Source organism: Caulobacter sp. UNC358MFTsu5.1 (assembly GCF_000712075.1).
Lineage (GTDB): Bacteria > Pseudomonadota > Alphaproteobacteria > Caulobacterales > Caulobacteraceae > Caulobacter.
This window is the reverse complement of sequence record NZ_JONW01000010.1, coordinates 46753-63686: the sequence shown is the minus strand read 5'-3', so window position 1 is coordinate 63686 and position 16934 is coordinate 46753. Positions and strand designations below refer to the sequence as shown.

At 70.9% G+C, this 16934-nt stretch carries 13 protein-coding genes and 1 tRNA gene; 6 read left to right on the top strand and 8 right to left on the bottom strand.

The annotated features are described in order from the left end of the window. Positions 1-55 precede the first annotated feature (55 nt). Positions 56-736, bottom strand: coding sequence for a ribose-5-phosphate isomerase RpiA (rpiA, locus tag BR39_RS0119625; protein ID WP_029915349.1), 681 nt, complete (start codon positions 734-736; stop codon positions 56-58). Further along, positions 733-2127: a bifunctional UDP-N-acetylglucosamine diphosphorylase/glucosamine-1-phosphate N-acetyltransferase GlmU gene (glmU, locus tag BR39_RS0119620; RefSeq protein ID WP_029915347.1), complete on the bottom strand. Its 1395-nt coding sequence runs from the start codon at positions 2125-2127 to the stop codon at positions 733-735. Before glmU ends, rpiA begins: the two co-directional genes overlap by 4 nt. Before the next feature lie 87 nt (positions 2128-2214). Here glmU and gph point away from each other — a divergent pair, with 87 nt between their 5' ends. Further along, complete coding sequence (gph, locus tag BR39_RS0119615) at positions 2215-2928, top strand: phosphoglycolate phosphatase (protein ID WP_035018794.1); 714 nt, start codon at positions 2215-2217, stop codon at positions 2926-2928. A gap of 46 nt (positions 2929-2974) precedes the next feature. Continuing rightward, positions 2975-3049, top strand: a tRNA-Val gene (locus tag BR39_RS0119610). A 65-nt stretch (positions 3050-3114) separates the two neighbouring features. Here BR39_RS0119610 and BR39_RS0119605 read toward each other — a convergent pair. After that, positions 3115-3444, bottom strand: coding sequence for a hypothetical protein (locus BR39_RS0119605; protein ID WP_029915344.1), 330 nt, complete (start codon positions 3442-3444; stop codon positions 3115-3117). A gap of 219 nt (positions 3445-3663) precedes the next feature. Here BR39_RS0119605 and BR39_RS0119600 point away from each other — a divergent pair, with 219 nt between their 5' ends. Further along, entirely contained in the window at positions 3664-4281 is a 618-nt protein-coding gene (locus tag BR39_RS0119600; protein WP_029915342.1) for a hypothetical protein, read from the top strand. Between the two features lie 3 nt (positions 4282-4284). Here the strand turns inward: BR39_RS0119600 and BR39_RS0119595 are convergent, their stop codons facing one another. Next, positions 4285-5304: a trans-acting enoyl reductase family protein gene (locus BR39_RS0119595; protein WP_029915340.1), complete on the bottom strand. Its 1020-nt coding sequence runs from the start codon at positions 5302-5304 to the stop codon at positions 4285-4287. Positions 5305-5433: 129 nt separating this feature from the next. Between BR39_RS0119595 and BR39_RS0119590 the strand changes: the two genes are divergently transcribed. Then, positions 5434-6021, top strand: a complete 588-nt coding sequence (locus BR39_RS0119590) for a TetR/AcrR family transcriptional regulator (RefSeq protein ID WP_029915338.1) — start codon at positions 5434-5436, stop codon at positions 6019-6021. 73 nt (positions 6022-6094) lie between these two features. Continuing rightward, positions 6095-8536, top strand: coding sequence for a beta-galactosidase GalA (gene galA, locus BR39_RS0119585; protein WP_051695940.1), 2442 nt, complete (start codon positions 6095-6097; stop codon positions 8534-8536). 16 nt (positions 8537-8552) lie between these two features. Here the strand turns inward: galA and BR39_RS25905 are convergent, their stop codons facing one another. Next, positions 8553-9365, bottom strand: coding sequence for an OmpA family protein (locus BR39_RS25905; RefSeq protein WP_081916923.1), 813 nt, complete (start codon positions 9363-9365; stop codon positions 8553-8555). A gap of 304 nt (positions 9366-9669) precedes the next feature. Between BR39_RS25905 and BR39_RS0119575 the strand changes: the two genes are divergently transcribed. Then, complete coding sequence (locus BR39_RS0119575; RefSeq protein WP_051695937.1) at positions 9670-11601, top strand: PAS domain-containing sensor histidine kinase; 1932 nt, start codon at positions 9670-9672, stop codon at positions 11599-11601. Here BR39_RS0119575 and BR39_RS0119570 read toward each other — a convergent pair. From BR39_RS0119570 to BR39_RS0119560, 3 genes are read right to left on the bottom strand one after another with little or no spacing between them, the layout of a single operon-like run. Continuing rightward, positions 11598-12836 carry a polysaccharide lyase family 1 protein gene (locus BR39_RS0119570; protein WP_051695935.1) on the bottom strand — a complete coding sequence of 413 codons (1239 nt, stop codon included), beginning with the start codon at positions 12834-12836 and terminating at the stop codon, positions 11598-11600. The two genes, BR39_RS0119575 and BR39_RS0119570, sit on opposite strands and share 4 nt — an antisense overlap. Positions 12837-12848: 12 nt before the next feature. After that, a complete protein-coding gene (locus BR39_RS0119565) occupies positions 12849-15965 on the bottom strand; it encodes a sugar-binding domain-containing protein (RefSeq protein ID WP_051695933.1) in 3117 nt (1038 codons plus the stop codon). Beyond that, entirely contained in the window at positions 15962-16933 is a 972-nt protein-coding gene (locus tag BR39_RS0119560) for a pectinesterase family protein (RefSeq protein ID WP_231499520.1), read from the bottom strand. Before BR39_RS0119560 ends, BR39_RS0119565 begins: the two co-directional genes overlap by 4 nt. Position 16934 lies beyond the last annotated feature (1 nt).

Here is a 16934-nt window from a genome sequence, read left to right as displayed (position 1 = left end):
ATCACTTGAGGCGGGCTCGGCTCGGCCATGAGCCCGAAAGAGGGCGGATATGGGTCTAGGGGACCAGCTTGACCACCCCCTGGTCGGTTCCCAGCAGCGCTTCGTCGGCCAGGTCCAGGAACAGGCCGTGGTCGACGACGCCGGTCACGGTCTTCAGGGCGGCGGCCAGGGCGGCCGGTTCGGCGATCACGCCGGACGGCAGGTCGTAGATCACGTTGCCGCCGTCGGTGACCACCACGCCCCGTTCGGCCATGCGCAGGCGCGGCGGCAGGAGGTCGAACTCGGCGGCGATGTCGGCCAGGCGGTGGCCGGTATGGACGTGGCCGAAGCGCACGACCTCGATCGGCAGCGGGAACTTGCCCAGGTGGTCGACCTTCTTGGCGGCGTCGGCGATGACCACGCAGCGCTTGGACGCCTCCCAGACCAGCTTCTCGCGCAGCAGGGCCGCGCCGCCGCCCTTGATCAGCGACAGGCCGGGCCCGACCTCGTCGGCGCCGTCCACGGTCAGGTCGATGGACTTCACGTCGTCCAGGGCCGTCAGCGGGATGCCCAGGTCGCGGGCCAGGTTGGCGGTGGCCTCGGAGGTCGGCACGCCCCGGATGTCCAGCTTGCGCGCGGCCAGGGCCTTGACGAACCAGGCGGCCGTCGAGCCGGTGCCCAGGCCCACCACCATGCCGGGTTCGACCAGCTGGGCCGCGGCCTCGCCCGAAATCCGCTTCTGATCGTCGGCGCTCATTTGCTGTCCTTCTTCGCCTGCGTCTTGGCTTTTTGGGCGGCCTTCATGTCCCGGAACTTGGTCGCCCAGCCCGTCTTGTCGCTTTGCGGCGCGCGGCTCAGGGCCAGCGCCCCGTCCTCGACGTCCTTGGTGATGACCGAGCCCGAGCCGGTCATCGCCCCGTCGCCCACCCGCACCGGCGCCACCAGGGCGCTGTTTGAGCCGATGAAGGCGCCGGCCCCGACATGGGTCTCGAACTTGTCGAAGCCGTCGTAGTTACAGAAGATCGTGCCGGCCCCGATATTGGCTTTTGGGCCAATCGAGCCGTCGCCCAGATAGGACAGGTGGTTGGCCTTGGCGCCGGCCCCGACCTTGACCTTCTTGACCTCGACGAAGTTGCCGATGTGGGCGTCCGGACCGATCTCGGCCCCCGGACGCAGGCGGGCGTAGGGACCGATCAGGGCCCCCTCGCCGACGGCCGCGCCCTCCAGGTGGCTGAAGGCCTTGATCACCGCGCCCGAGGCGACGCTGACGCCGGGGCCGAACACCACGAACTGCTCCACCGTGACGCCGGCCGCCAGCTTGGTGTCCCACGACAGATGGACCGTCTCCGGCGCGGGCATGGTCACGCCCTCGACCAGGAAGGCGTTGCGGCGGGCGGCCTGCCAGACCGCCTCGGCGGCGGCCAGCTCGGCCTGGGAATTGACCCCCTGCACCGAGGCTTCCGGCGCGAAGGCGGCGCGGGTCGACAGCGAACGGTCATGCGCCAGGCCGACCACGTCGGTCAGGTAGTATTCCTTGTTGGCGTTGTCGTTGCCCACATTGGCCAGCAGGTCGAACAGCACGGCGCGGTCGGCGGCCAGGACGCCGGAATTGCAGTGCTTGACCTGCTTGACGGTGTCGTCGGCGTCCTTGGCCTCGACGATGCGCAGCAGCACGTGGCCGGGGGCCAGGATCAGCCGGCCGTAGGCGCCGGGATGGGCGGCCTCGAAGCCCAGCACCGCCACGTCCGCGCCCTTCGCGCGCAGATCGAACAGGGGCTGGATGACGGGGGCGCTCAGCAGGGGGCAGTCGGCGAAGGTCACCACCACGTCGCCGTCGAAGTCGGCCAGGGCCTCGCGGGCGGCCAGCACGGCGTGGCCGGTGCCTTGCGGCGGGTCCTGCAGGACCGTGGCGGCCTCGCCCAGGCGCTTCCTGGCGTGCTCGCCGACCTGCGGGCTGTGGGCCCCGACCACCACGACGATGCGCTCGCAGTTCAGGGCCTGGGCGGTGTCGATGGCGTGGTCCAGCAGGGTCCGCCCGCCGATCCGGTGCAGGACCTTGGGCGTGGGCGACTTCATCCGCGTGCCCTGGCCGGCGGCCAGGATGACGGCGGCGCGGGGACGCGCCGGTGAAGAAGCGGGGTTGGTCATGGGCGAAGCGACTCCCGAAGCACGGACCAAAGTTGCATTAGCCGCGCGTTTAGCCGAAAGGCCAGAGCCATGCATGCCCAGAACGACATTCTGACGACCGACCTCCTGAACGGCGCGACCATCGCCTTCGACCTCGACGGCACCCTGGTCGACACCGCGCCGGACCTGGTGGCCTCGCTGAACATCATCCTCGGCGAGGAGGGCCTGCCGCCCCTGCCGTTCGACGACGTGCGCAAGATGGTCGGCCGTGGGGCCAAGGCCCTGCTGGAGCGCGGCTTCGCCGCCGCCGGCGCGCCGCTCGACGCAGATCAGGCCCCCAAGCTGGTCGAGCGCTTCATCGCCCTCTATCTGGGCCGCATCGCCCACGAGAGCACGCCCTTCCCCGGCGTGGTCGACACCCTGGTCGCCCTGCGCGCGGCCGGCGCCAAGCTGGCGGTCTGCACCAACAAGCTGACCCACCTGTCGGTGGCCCTGCTCGACGCCCTGGACCTGACCCAGTATTTCGACGCCGTGGTCGGCGCCGACAGCGCCCCGGCCGCCAAGCCCGACCCGCGCCACGTGCTGGCGACGATCGCGGCGGTCAGCGGCGATCCGACCCGCGCCGTGATGGTCGGCGACAGCATCAACGACGCCCTGGCCGCCAAGGCCGCCAAGGTCCCCGCCCTGCTCGTGACGTTCGGCTACACCGAGGCGCCGGTCGAGACCCTGGGCGGAGATCTGTTGATAGACGCCTTCTCCGACGTCTCTTCGGCCTGCATCGCGCTTTTGGCCCCTTGCGCCCCCGAAAACGCCGGGCTATAGGCCCCCTCCTCTCGCGGCGGGGTCTTCACCGACCTCCCCACACGGCGGATGCGTAGCTCAGCGGGAGAGCACCTCGTTCACACCGAGGGGGTCACAGGTTCAATCCCTGTCGCATCCACCATTTCCCCCATCCCAGCCAGATCGACGTCCCCGGCGGGATCGCGCCGTCGTCCGCGCCCGCGCCCGTCAGGCGCCGGTCTCGTCCACGACGATGGCGACCGTCTTGCCGCGCGACAGCGGGTCCCAGCCCGCCGCGATGGCCGAGGCGATGGCGTTGGCGATGAGGGTCGGGGCGATCCGAGACGGCTTCAGCAGCGGGGCGCCGTAGCGCGGCTGGGGGCCGGGCGGGAACTCGACCAGGGCTTCGCGCTTGCCCTCCTGGTGGCGCACGACGATGGCCATGCCGTGCCGCTCGGCGGCCTCGCTGGACCAGCCGGGCTGACGATGGAGACGCCAGACATAGGGCTCTCCGCCGACCACGATCTCGAATTCAGAGGTCTGTTTGGTTCGCGACATCGGAAGGTGTTAGCCCGCCCGGCCCGCTTCATCCAGCCCACGGCGACGCGCGATCCATTCAACCTTTGAGGATATACTGGCGATTGCTCGCCCTTTAGTCTTGTGAATCACCGATTTCGAGCGTTCTCTAGCGCCCAAGCTTGGGGGACCGAGACGTCACGACTCTCGAGCCCATGCCGGACCGCCGTCCCACAACAGGGGCCACAACAGAGGTAAGACATGACGATCTTTCCGACCCGCCGCGTCCTGACCGCTTCGGCCTTCGCCGCCGCCGCCCTCCTGACCGCGACGGCCTGCACCCCCAGCAAGCCCGCGCCGGCGCCCAGCCAAGACATCACCAAGGAAGAGGTGGCGGCGGCCGAGAAGGCCTGGGGCAAGGCCCTGGTGGACATCTCGCTCGCCTACGACACCGGCGGCATCGAAAAGGCCAAGCCGCTGGCCCGCACGGTGATCGACACGGCCTACGGCTACGATCTGGGCCCGGTGCTGTTCAAGCCGACCCTGACCCAGGAACCCCAGACCTTCCGTCTGACCAAGGAAGGCGCCCTGGCCTATTTCGTCGGCGACGATCCCAACTTCCCGAAGGACAGCGGCTTCGCGCTCAAGCACTGGCGCGACGTGAAGGTCGAAGACGTCGGCCTGCAGATCAACGGCAGCGTCGCCAACACCATGGGCAAGGTCACGTTCACCGACAACAAGGGCTGCTTCATCACGGTCGACAAGACCTGGGTCTTCAAGAAGGACGGGAAGAACGTGGTGCGGATCATCGTGCACCATTCGTCCCTGCAGTTCCCGGAGACGGGCGCGTTGACCTGCCCCAAGTCCGAGAAGGGCTAGGCCTCAGGCCGCGACGAACGCGTCCAGCGGCAGCGCCCGCAGATAGTCGGCGGCGTCGAAGACCTGGCCGGGCGCCACGGCCCCGGCCGCCTCGACGCCGCCCGCCAGCAGGCGCTCGACCGCCTCGCAGACCAGGGGCGCGGTGAAGCCGTAGATGTCGCGGCCGACCGCCGTGGCCCGCCGCGTCTCGCCGGCGCGCGACACGATCGCCTCGACCGCGAACCTCTGGGCCGACAGCCCGCGGTCATCGACGGCGGCCGGCGGCGGCGTCGATGAGTCCCGCACGTCCTTCAGGGCTGTCTCGCTGAGGAAGGTGTCCAGCCGGGCGACCTTCAGGTGCCGGGCGACGACCACCACCTCGGAGAACGGGACCGCGACCATCGCCTGCCGCCCGAGGGGCTCGGGGAAGGTCCAGTCCGCGCGCGGCGCGGGATCGGCCAGCGGCGCCAGCCGGCCGTCGGCGATCACCTGGCGTGGCGCGGTGTTGCGCGCGCCAGTGACCCGCGTGCCCTCGGTCGGCCACCAGCGGTCGATGCCGATGCCGATCCGGACCGTGTCGGCCTGCGACCAGTCGCCCAGCGCCGCCGTGACCAGCAGGTCGGCGAACCCGCCGTAAAAGGCCATGGCCGGCAGGGCGACCAGGCCGGCGGCGCGGAACGGCGCGTCGAACCGGTCGAACACCGCCTGGGCGCTGGGCTGCTCGGCCGAGACGTCCAGATAGTGCGCGCCCGCCCGCAGCGCCGCCGACGCCACCGGCTCGGCGGTGTCGAGGAACGGCCCCGCGCAGTTGATCACCGCGGCCACGCCCGCGAAGGCCCGGTCCAGGGCGGCGGGATCATCCACGCTCGCCGCGTGGATCTCCACCGTCCCGCCTGGGAAGGCCGCCTCCAGCGCCTCGGCGCGGCGGCCCACGGCCACGGGCGCCAGACCCCGCCGCAGCAGTTCGTCGACCACGAACCGCCCCGTGTGGCCGGCGGCGCCGAACACGGCCACGCGCCCCTTGGAACCCTCGACTCTCGACATCGTGAACCTCGCTACAGACCTGTCTGTTCGCAACAGCTACATACAGGTCTGTAGCGCGTCAACCCACCCCGTGCTATGGACCGGCGAAGAGGTGTTGTGATGACGCAGGAAACCGGACGCGCGGCGTCCATGGACAAGACGAACGCGGGCAAGCCCGACACGGTCGACGTGCGCGAGCGCATCCTCGATACGGCCTCCGGCCTGTTCTACCGGGAAGGCGTCCGGGCGGTCGGGGTCGACCTGGTGGTCGCCGCGGCCGGCGTGGCCAAGACCAGCCTCTATCGCCACTTCCGGACCAAGGACGACCTGATCGCCGCCTTCCTCAAGCGCGAGGACGAGGACTTCTGGCGCGTCTGGGGCGAGGTCGCGGACAAGCATCGCGCCGATCCGGCGGGCGAGCTGGACGCCCACATGGCGTGGATCGCCGAGCGGGTCGCCCGGCCCCGCTATCGCGGCTGCCCGCAGCTGAACGTCGCCGCCGAGTTCCCCCAGGCCGACCACCCGGCCCGGCTGGTGGCCACGGCGCACAAGACCGAGTTGCGCGACCGCCTGCTGGGGATCGCCCAGCGGCTGGGCGTCGCCCGCGCCGAGACCCTGGCCGGGCAGCTGGCGGTCCTGATCAACGGAGCCTTCGTCAGCGGACCGATCCTGTCGGCGGAAGAGGCCCTGGCCTTGCTGCAGGGGGCCGCCCGGGCCCTGGTCGCGGCGGCGCGCTGAAGGCGCGGCTTTTCTCCCTTTTCGTCCACCCTTATTGTCGTACAAATAGGGCGACAACGACAGGGAGACGGGAATGCGCCGACGGGACCTGCTGACGCTCGGCGCGATGGCGATGGCCTCGCCCGCCCTGGCCCAATCGAAACCCGTCGGGGGCAAGGAGCCGTCGGGCGATGCGACCTCGGCCGCGGCCCCGGCCGGGCCCAGCGGCCGCGAGACGATCCTGCTGGACGCCGACTGGCGCTTCCATCGCGGCGACATCCCCTTCCCCAAGGTGCGCGGCGACAGCCCGACCTATGAGAGCACCAAGGCCGGGGCGGCGCGCGGGGCGGCGGCGATCAAGTACGACGACAGCGCCTGGCGCGCGCTGGACCTGCCGCACGACTTCGTCGTCGAGGGGCCCTTCGATCCCGACGAGAACCCGGCCCAGGGCTACCGCCCCAAGGGCGTGGCCTGGTACCGTCGGACCTTGACCCTGGACCCGGCCGACCGCGGCAAGCACCTGGAGCTGGTGTTCGAGGGCGTGGCGGTGAACGCCACGGTCTGGGTCAACGGCGACGTCGTGGCCCACAGCTACAGCGCCTACAGCGCCATCACCGTCGACCTGACCGCCATCGCCCACTACGGCGACACGCCCAACGTCATCGCCGTGCGGGTGGACGCCGATCCGATCGAGGGCTGGTGGTACGAGGGCGGCGGCCTCTATCGCCACGTCTGGCTGGTCAAGCGCCCGCCCGTCCACCTGGTCGCCGACGGGGTCTACGCCCACCCGCGCAAGCGCGACGACGGCCGCTGGATCGTGCCCGTCGAGGCCACCGTCGGCAGCATCGCCGACACGGCCAAGGCGGCGACCCTCGACGTCGCCCTGCTCGATCCGGAAGGCCGCGTGGTCGCCCGCGCCCAGGCGTCGGGATCGGTCGCGCCGCTGGACACCGCCGTCCTGCGGACGGAGCTGGCGGTGGCGGCGCCGCGCCTGTGGTCGGTCGACGATCCCGCGCTCTACAGCGTGCGCACCCGGGTGCTGGTCGATGGCCAGCCCGCCGACGAACTGGTCACGCCCGCCGGCTTCCGCACCCAGCGCTTCGATCCCGACAAGGGCTTCTTCCTCAACGACAGGCCGCTGAAGATCCAGGGCGTCTGCATCCACCAGGACCACGCCGGCCTGGGCGTGGCCCTGCCCGACTCGATCATCGAGTTCCGGCTGCGGCGGCTGAAGGCGCTGGGCTGCAACGCCATCCGCAGCTCGCACAACGCCCCGACCAAGGCCCTGCTCGACGCCGCCGACCGGATGGGCTTCCTCGTGATGGACGAGAACCGGATCTTCAACGCCAGCCCCGACTACGCCCGGCTGCTGTCATGGCTGGTGCGGCGCGACCGCAACCATCCCAGCGTGATCCTGTGGTCGGTGTTCAACGAGGAGCCGCTGCAGGGGACCGAGGCCGGCTACCAGCTGGTCCGGCGCATGGCCAAGATCGTCAAGGACCTGGACGACACGCGCCCGGTCACGGCGGCGATCAGCGGCGGCATGTTCAACCCGGTCAACGTCACCCAGGCCGTCGACGTGGTCGGCTTCAACTATCAGATCAAGGACTACGACCGCTTCCACGCGGCCCACCCCACCCTGCCGCTGACCAGCTCGGAGGACACCTCGGCGATCATGACGCGCGGCGAGTGGGCCACCGACATGAAGCGCAACCTGCTGGCCGCCTATGACGACGAGTTCCGCCCCTGGGGCGCCACCCACCGCGCGGCGTGGAAGGCCATCGCCGAGCGGCCGTTCCTGGCGGGCGCCTTCGTCTGGACGGGCTTCGACTATCGCGGCGAGCCCCAGCCCTTCACCTGGCCGACGGCCAGTTCGTCCTTCGGGATCATGGACCTGTGCGGCTTCGAGAAGACCGCCTTCTACATCCACCAGTCGCAATGGGTGCATGACCGCCCGGTGCTGCACCTGGTCCCGCACTGGAACTGGGCCGGGCGCGAGGGTCAGCCGATCAAGGTGATGGCCTTCACCAACTGCGACACGGTGGAGCTGCGCCTGAACGGCAAGCTGGTCTCCAGGCAGGCCAACGACCTCTACGAGGGCGTGACCTGGCAGGTCCCCTACGCGCCGGGTCGGCTGGAGGCGATCGGGGTGACCGGCGGCAAGGTCGTGGCCCGCGCCGTCGTCGAGACCACCGGCGCGCCCGTGGCCCTGCGCCTGACGCCGGACCGCGCGAGCCTGGCCGGCGACGGCCGGGACGCCGCGCCGATCCGGGTCGAGGCCATCGACGCCAAGGGTCGGCCCGTGCCGACGGCGCAGCACGCGGTGCGGTTCGCGATCGAGGGCGGGCGGATCATCGGCCTGGGCAACGGCGACGCCAATAGCCACGAGCCGGAACAGGGCGACCGCCGCAGCCTCTACAACGGCCTGGCCCAGGTGATCGTCCAGACCCGGAAGGGCGGGTCCGGAAACGTCCTCGCCGTCACCGCCCAGGCGCAGGGCCTGAAGCCGGCGACGGCTCGGATCGCGGTGACCTGATCGGTTCGAGGCTCGATCAGTTCCCGGCCGGCACGCTGGCCTTGCTGACCAGGATCGTCACGGTCACCCGACGGGCTTCGCCGTCGTTCTTGGGCGGATCGGGGTCCTGGGCGACGGTGCTCTCGCCCAGGGCGGCCGGCGGGACGAAATAGACCGGCAGGACGCCCGCGCTCTCGATCAGGTACTCCTTCACGGCGACCGCGCGGCGGGCGCTGAGGCGCTTGTTGGCGGCGGCGTTGCCGGTCGGATCGGCGCGGCCGACCACGGCCAGGCGGTAGCCCGCCTTGATCGTCTTGGCCTTGGCCGCGATGTCCTGCAGGTCCTGCTTGCCCTGGTCGGTGAGCGTCGCGCTGCCGACCGCGAAGAACACCTTGGTGCGGCCCGCCGCCACCAGGTTGCCGATGTTGTTCAGCCGTTCTTCCTGCTCGGCGATCGCCTGCTTGTTGGCCGCGACGCCCTCTTCGGTCTGGTTGATCCCGGCCGCGATCTGCCGGGCGGTCTTCAGATCGGACTTCTTGAAGGTGACCGATTGGGCGACCAGGCCGGTGTCGGTCGGTATGCCCCTGAACTCGATGGCCAGGCCGCGGATCAGGTCCTCGGGCGAACCGCTCTCACGCTGCAGCACGCCCGCGCCGGCGGTGGCCGTGATCTTGGTGTCCGGCGTCAGGGTGAGGGTCTGCTGTTCCGTGCCGATCTTCACCCCCAGGGTGTTGTCGGTATGCGACGTGATGATGCCCTTGTAGACCGTGGCCTCCTGGGCGAATGAGAGTCCAGGCAGGGCCATCAGCACCGCCCCGAACATAGCGACCACCGCTTTGCGGATATCCATGTTGCGCGTTCTCCATCACCCGCGCTCCGGCCTCCCGGTGCGGCGGCGTCGTAGCGGCGCAGGCTCGCTCAGGTGGTAGCGCGGCCAAAACTCGCGCGACATCCGTTCAACACCTGAGCTCGGCCTCAGACATCCCCCGAGTGCGCCGTGGGTCCGACCGTCGATTTGGCCGGGTCGCGCGCGCCGGTTGCGTGCGCCCGCCAAGCGCGCGATGCTGCCCCCTCGATGATACCGTCGCCTTGCGGAACCTCGTCGGAACAGTCGGGTTCCACCTCAGCACAGCGCCCCAGGTATGTCTGATTTAATGCTCTCTCGTCGTCTGACGGACCTCGCCCAGGCCGAGCGCTTCCAGCTGCTGCTCGGGGCGGTGAAGGACTACGCGATCTATCTGCTCGACGCCGAGGGCCACGTCGCGACCTGGAACACCGGCGCCCAGCTGTTCAAGGGCTACACCGCCGACGAGATCATCGGCCGGCATTTCTCGACCTTCTACACCGAGGAGGACCGCGCCGCGGGCCTGCCCGAACGCGCCCTGCGGACCGCCGCGGAGCAGGGCCGCTTCGAGGCCGAGGGCTGGCGGGTGCGCAAGGACGGCACGGGCTTCTGGGCGCACGTGGTGATCGACCCGGTCGTCGAGGACGGCGAGCTGATCGGCTACGCCAAGATCACCCGCGACGTCTCCGACCGGCGCGCCGCCGACCAGGCGCTGCGGGACAGCGAACGGCGCTTCCAGATCCTGGTCCAGGGCGTCCACGACTACGCCATCTACATGCTCGATCAGGAGGGCGTGGTCACCAACTGGAACGCCGGCGCGCAGGCGATCAAGGGCTACGCCGCCGACGAGATCGTCGGTCGCCACTTCTCGCTGTTCTACACCCCCGAGGACCGCGAGGCGGGCGCCCCGGCCAGGGCCCTGGCCACGGCCCTTCGCGAGGGCAAGTTCTCGGGCGAGGCCCAGCGCGTGCGCAAGAACGGCGAGCGGTTCTGGGCCAGCGTGGTGATCGACCCGATCCGCGACGAGTCCGGCCAGCTTCTAGGCTTCGCCAAGGTGACCCGCGACATCACCGAACGCCGCCGGGCCGAGGAAGAGCTGGAGCAGTCGCGCGAAGCCCTGGTCCAGGCCCAGAAGATGGAAGCCATCGGCCGGCTGACCGGCGGCGTCGCCCACGACTTCAACAACCTGCTGACGGTGATCCGCGCCTCGGCCGACTTCCTGCGCCGCCCCGGCCTGGCCGAGGACAAGCGCGCCCGCTATGTCGAGGCGATCGCCGAGACCGCCGAGCGCGCCGCCACCCTGACCGGCCAGCTCCTGGCCTTCGCCCGCCGCCAGCCCCTGCAGCCCGAGGTCTTCGACGTCTGCGCGCGCCTGCAGGGTCTGCTCCGGATCATCGGCAGCACGATCGGCTCGTCGGTGACCATCGAGATCGACCTGCCCGAGACCGAGCACGTGGTCGAGGCCGACCCCAGCCAGTTCGACACCGCGGTCCTCAACATGGTCATCAACGCCCGGGACGCCATGCCGCGCGGCGGGACGATCAGGATCGCCGCGCGGACCGTCGACGGGGTCCCCGCGGTGCGCGGCCACGCCCCGGCCCTCGGCGCCTTCGTGGCGGTCGACATCGCCGACGACGGCACGGGCATGTCGCCCGAGACGCTGAAGAAGATCTTCGAGCCGTTCTTCACCACCAAGCCCGTCGACAAGGGCACGGGCCTGGGTCTCAGCCAGGTCTACGGCTTCGCCAAGCAGTCGCGGGGCGAGATCGACGTCGAGAGCCGGCTGGACGTGGGCACGACCTTCACCCTCTACCTGCCCAGCGCGGACGGCCGGGCCCTGAGCGGCCCCGCGCCCGATCCGGCCCTGGTCGATCTGGCGACGGTCGCCCGTCGCCGCATCCTGCTGGTCGAGGACAACGAGGGCGTCGGCCGGTTCGCCGCCGGCCTGCTGAAGGAGCTGGGCCAGGCGGTCACCTGGGTGGGCGACGGCCAGGCCGCGCTCAAGCAGCTGAACAACAGCCGCGACGCCTTCGACCTGGTGTTCTCCGACGTGGTCATGCCCGGCATGAGCGGGATCGAGCTGGCCCAGCACATCCAGCAGCGCTGGCCCGACCTGCAGGTGGTGCTGACCAGCGGCTACAGCCACGTCATCGCCGAGCAGGGCTCGCAGGGCTTCCCCCTGGTGCGCAAGCCGTATTCGATCGACGGCCTGCTGGCGATCCTGGGGTCGCGGTCGACCTAGGGCGGATAGCCTCCGACGTCCTTCTCGTCGTCGATCACCCGGCCGGTCCCCGCGCGCACCTCCGCGACGATGCGGCGGTCGACGGCGTCGCGGTCCCACGGTCGGGCGCCGGCATTGGCCAGGACCTTGGCCTCGACCTTGCGGGCGTCGATGGCCTGAAAGCCCTCCGGCCATACCGGCGGCTTGTCCAGCGACCGGATCTTCGCCAGCGGCTCGGCGGGGATCACGCGGTTGGCCGGCATCGGCCGGCCGTCGGCGTAGGCGGCCAGGTTGTCGTGGGCGTAGAGGTCCAGGTCGCCCTGCCCCTCGACGATCAGGAACGGCAGGCGAAGGTCGGTCGAGGCGCCGCCCTTGACCACGTTGCCCACCAGGGCCAGCCGCCCGTTCCGCCAGGCGTGGCCCTTCCACTCCTCCGCATTGAGCGCGTAGTGCATGGCCCGCGTGCCGGGGTCGTAGATCAGGTTGTTGGCCGACACCGCCTCGACCCCGCCCTTGAACAGCTGGTTGCGCTCGCGGTTGTGGGCGTAGAGGTTGCCGACGATCAGCACCTGGGTGGCGTTGTCGTGGATCAGGCTGCCTTTGGAATGCTCGCCCTTGGCGTGGCTGGCGTTCGACAGGCCCTCGGCGACGATGTTGTTGCTGAAGGTGATCCGGTGCGAGGTCCCCTCCCGCCAGCCCTTCGGGTCCTCGCCGCCGGTGAAGCGCGGGCCCGAGGCCGACAGGTTCTCGTCGGTGGCCCAGCTGATCGAGCAGTGGTCCACGATCACGTCGTGGGCCTTCCAACAGGTGATGCCGTCCACCTCCCAGCCGCTGCGCGCCGCCGCCCCGTCGCGGCCGGCCCGCACGCGGAGGTGGCGGACGATGACGTCGTGGGTCTCGATGGCCAGGTCGCCCTTGATCAGGGTCACGCCCGGCGACGGCGCGGTTTCGCCGGCGATGGTCAGGAAGGGCTCGACGATCCGGACGTTCCTGCGGCCCAGGTCGATCACCCCGGCCACATCGAAGACCACGGTGCGCGGGCCCTTGGCGGCGACCGCCGCGCGGAACGAGCCAGGACCGTCGGCGGCCAGGGTGGTGACCCGGATCACCGTCCCGCCGTCGCCGCCGGGCGTGCCGGCCGCCCAGCCCAGGCGCTCGAACATCCGCGGCGGGGGCGCCGCCGCCAGGACGCCGGACGCCGGCAGCACGAGGGCGCCGCCCAGCAGCAGGGCGCGACGGGACAGGGCGTGGGTCATCTTAAATCTCCCTCAAGCGCCGCGCGCCAGCCAGTCGACGGCGTTGGCCAGCCAGCGCCGCTGCAACGGACCGGCCATGTCGGGCAGCCGGTGCACCAGCACCCGCATGCCGTCCTTGCGGGCGATGAAACTGGCCGCGCCGTTCCTGCGGTCGTGGTCGCGGCTGTAGGCGGCGATCACCTCCACGCCCGCGCCTTCGACCAACAGGCCGTTCGAGGGCTGGCCCTCGACCTGGTGCAGCACGCTCATCCCCATGTCGACCGGCAGGCCAGCGAAGGTGGGATGGGCGCGGACATAGTTCCAGTTGCCCATCCAGGGGGCGCGCAGGCCGCCGACCGCGCCGGCGTGGTCGAACAGGCCCAGGCCCGAGAGCTGCCGGGCGACGCCCTCGGCCAGGCCGTCCTCCTGGACCATGGCCAGCAGCGGCGCGCCGGCCTTGACCGCCGCCAGCACCTCGGCCGGCAGGTCGCCCAGGACCACCACGGGCTTGTCGCCCTTCTTGGGCTGGGCCTCCAGACCCGTCTGCTCGCCCACCTGCCGGCGGACGATCTCGTCGCTCTTCAGGCCCGAGGCGATGATCCCGTCGTAGCGGACGCCCGGCTTGAACTCCTCGACCAGCAGGCCGGCGACGCCCGCCAGCTGGTCGCGCAGGCTCTTGGCGATGCCCGAGACGCCGATGCGGATCGGCTTGGCGGGCTTGGCCGCCGGGGCCGTCACCCAGATCTCGCGGTCGGAGACGACCTCCCCCAGGGCGATGCGGATGCGGTTCAGGCCCGGCCGGGTCAGGGCCGGCGTCTTCACGCTCTCGGCGACCAGATAGCTGAAGCGGTCGGCCGTCTGGGCCGGGACCGGCCAGCGGCCCAGGGCCTCGACCACGCCATCGGGCCCGACCAGGCTCAGCACCATCTCGCCCGACGCGGGCTTACCGGTGTCGTTCAGCAGATAGAGGTCCAGCTCGGCGCGGTCGCCGACCCCATAGGCCAGGGCCCTCGGCTTGGCGATGGCCAGCACCGGCCGCAGGCTCTGGCTCAGCAGGGCCGGATCGGCCTTGAAGCCGCGCAGCACGTCGACGATGCCCGAATGGTTCTCGATCGCGGTCGACTCCCATCCCGAGATCGCCGCGACATCGACCGTCTCGCCGATCCGGATGTTCTCCAGGTACTCGCGCCACGCCTCGTAGGCCTTGCGGCCCACCGACAGGAACAGGGCCTCGCTGGTCGGGAACGCCTTCTGGAAGCCCCAGCGCTCGAGATAGCTGTTGGTCGCCGCGACGATGGCCCTGTGGTCCTCCAGGTCGTAGCTCTTGCCGCCCTTGGCCAGGATCTCGACCAGCATGGCCGGGTGGTTGTCGGCCACGGCGCAGCCCTGCATCTCGCCGAACTCGACGATGAACGGCTTGCCGGTCTGGCGGTGGATGTAGTCGTCCTTGCCCTGGTAGAACTTGTCGTACCACTGGTCGCCGGCGCCCTGGTGGTTCACCCACCAGCCGCCCCACGTGTCCTTGTCCGAGCGCCAGTAGCGGTTGTCATAGGGCAGGTACATGGCCTGGGCCGCGCCGCGCGCCACGAAGCCGTCGTTGAGGATGACCGTCCGGCTGGGATCGATGTCGTGGATCGCCTTCAGCACCGCCTGGACGTCGGGGTTCTCCAGGTTGGCGCCGATCTCGTTCTGCAGGGTGTACTGGACCAGCGACGGGTGCGAGCGGAAGGCCCGGGCCATGGCCCGGCACTTCTCGACCAGGAAGTCGCGGCTGAAGGCGTCGGCCGGCGACAGGGTCTCGCCCGGCTTGAGGTCGCGGCCGATGGCGTGGCGGCCGCCGCCGGGCTCCATCACCCGCAGCAGGCCCATCTCGTCCATCGCCGTGAAGACCTCGGGCTTGCCGACGTTGCGGTGGAAGTGGAGCGTGTTGAGGCCCAGGGTCTTGGCCGAGGTCACCTCGCGGCGCGCCAGCTCGGGCGTCGGCCACAGGCCGTTGAAGCCCCAATAGCCCCACGAGATCGCCGAATACAGCCGCACCCGCCGGCCGTTCAGGCGCAGCAGGGCGTCGCTGCCCAGGCCCTCGGGCGCGAACCAGCGGAAGCCGAAGCGGACCTCGCGGGCGTCGACGGCGCCCTTCCCTTCCGTCCACCGCAGTCGCAGGCGATGGAGGACGGGCGTGTCCAGGTCCCACAGCTTGGCGTCAGGCGCATGGACCGCGAACCGGGCCCGCAGGCGACGGTCGTCCAGCCGCTCCAGAGCCTCCAGCCTGACCTCGGCGGCGACCGGTCGGCCCTGGTCGTCGACCACGGCCGCCGAGGCCTTGGCCTTCAGGCGGTCCAGCCCGCTCGCGGCCAGAGGCTTCTCCAGCGCGATCTCCATGAAGGCGGTGACGCGGCGCGGGTCGGGGGTGTTCAGCACCCAGGCCTCGTCGATCCGCGCGGCCAGGGGATGGACGCTCAGGGTCAGGCCCCGGTCCAGCCCGCCGAAGCCGTGCGAGGCGAACAGCTTGGCCTTGCCCCAGGTCATGGTGGTGCTGTCGCGCCAGTCGAACCGGCCGCCGGGATTGGTGATGCGGATCGCCAGGCGGTTGGGCTGGCCGGGCCGCATGGCCCGCGTCAGGTCGCAGGCGATCGGCAGCTCCGACATGATCGAATAGCCGACCAGCTGCTCGTTCAGGAACACCTCGGCCCGCAGGCGCGCGCCGCGGATGTTCAGCATCACCCGCCGCCCCTTGGCGCCGGCCGGGATGTCGATCGTCCGACTCCACCACGACACGCCCTTGTAGGCGCCGTAGCGCGGCACGTCGTCGTCCTCGGCGTAGCGGTATTCGTCCGGGCCGTAGGGCCGCGTGCCGAACTGGCCCCAGACGTGCTGCTCGACCGTGGTCGGCAGGGTCACGGCGATCGCGTCCGGCGAGGCCAGGGCGCCCCAGCCGCCGGTCGGCGGATTGACCGGCAGGGTCGCCAGGTCGAAGCGGCCCGGCAGGTGGATGTCGTCGTCCTTCCAGGCGGCGGCCTGGTCGATCCACAGCTTCCAGCCGTCGTCGGGGATCGACAGGTCGTCGGTCGCGGCCAAGGCGGCGCTCGGAGCCAGGCCGGCGGCGGCGCTGACGCCCGCGAGGGCGAGGAAATTCCGGCGATCCAGGCTCACGGACGCCACCCGTCGGCGCCGGCCAGGAAGACGTCTCGAGACCAGACCTTGGCCTCGTCGGCGGTCAACTGCCGGCTCTGCGGCGCGCGGGTCGAGGGACTGGCCCCCTGCCCCGTCGAGGCGAACTCGCGGTAGGTCGCGGTGCTGAACGTGTCGGTCTTGCCCGGCGTCCACTCGCGCCAGCCCGCCGGCTCCAGCTCGGCGTCGATCCGGGTGCGCATGAAGATCACCGTGGCGTAGGGCCGCCAGGCGCGGCCGAACCACAGCTCGCCCACCTTAGGGTCGGCGGTGATCCGGCAGCGGTCGAAGACATAGGCGCTGTCCTGGTCGGGACGGACCTTGCTCTGGGCGGTGATCATCACGGTCTCGTGGGCGATGCCGTGGATGTGGCAGCGGTCGAAGAAGGCCTTGGCGTCGCCGAAGATGAAGTCGACATGGCCCTCGATGTAGCAGTCCTTGAAGTACTGGCGGCTGGGGGCGGTCTTCTTGCTGGCGGCGTAGAGGGTGTCCTGGGCGCCCAGCAGGCGGACCTTTTCCAGCACGGCGCGGTCGGCGGTGATGGCCAGGGCCACGGCCTGGGACGGGCGGCTGTCCTTGAGGTGATAGTCGTTCTGGATGGTCAGGTTGCGGGCCCGGAAGCCGTCGCCCGACACGTTGACCGAGGCCGACTTGAAGGTGCCGCCGGCGGTGATCGCCCCGTCGCTCCAGACCAGCACCACGTCCTGCGGGCGCTTGCCCTTGCCGACCAGGCGAACGTTCGGCTTCGAGATCTCCAGCTTCTCGCGATACTCGCCGGGCGCCAGCTCCAGGGTCCCGCCGTCGGCCGGCAGGGCGTTCACGGCGGCCTGGACGGTGGCGTAGGCCCCGCCCTTGCCGACCTTCAGGGTGGCGGCCCGGGCGTCGCCGCCGACGCATAGCGCCGCGACGCCGCAGACCAGGGCGAGACGCCGGTTCAGGAGGGTGGTCACG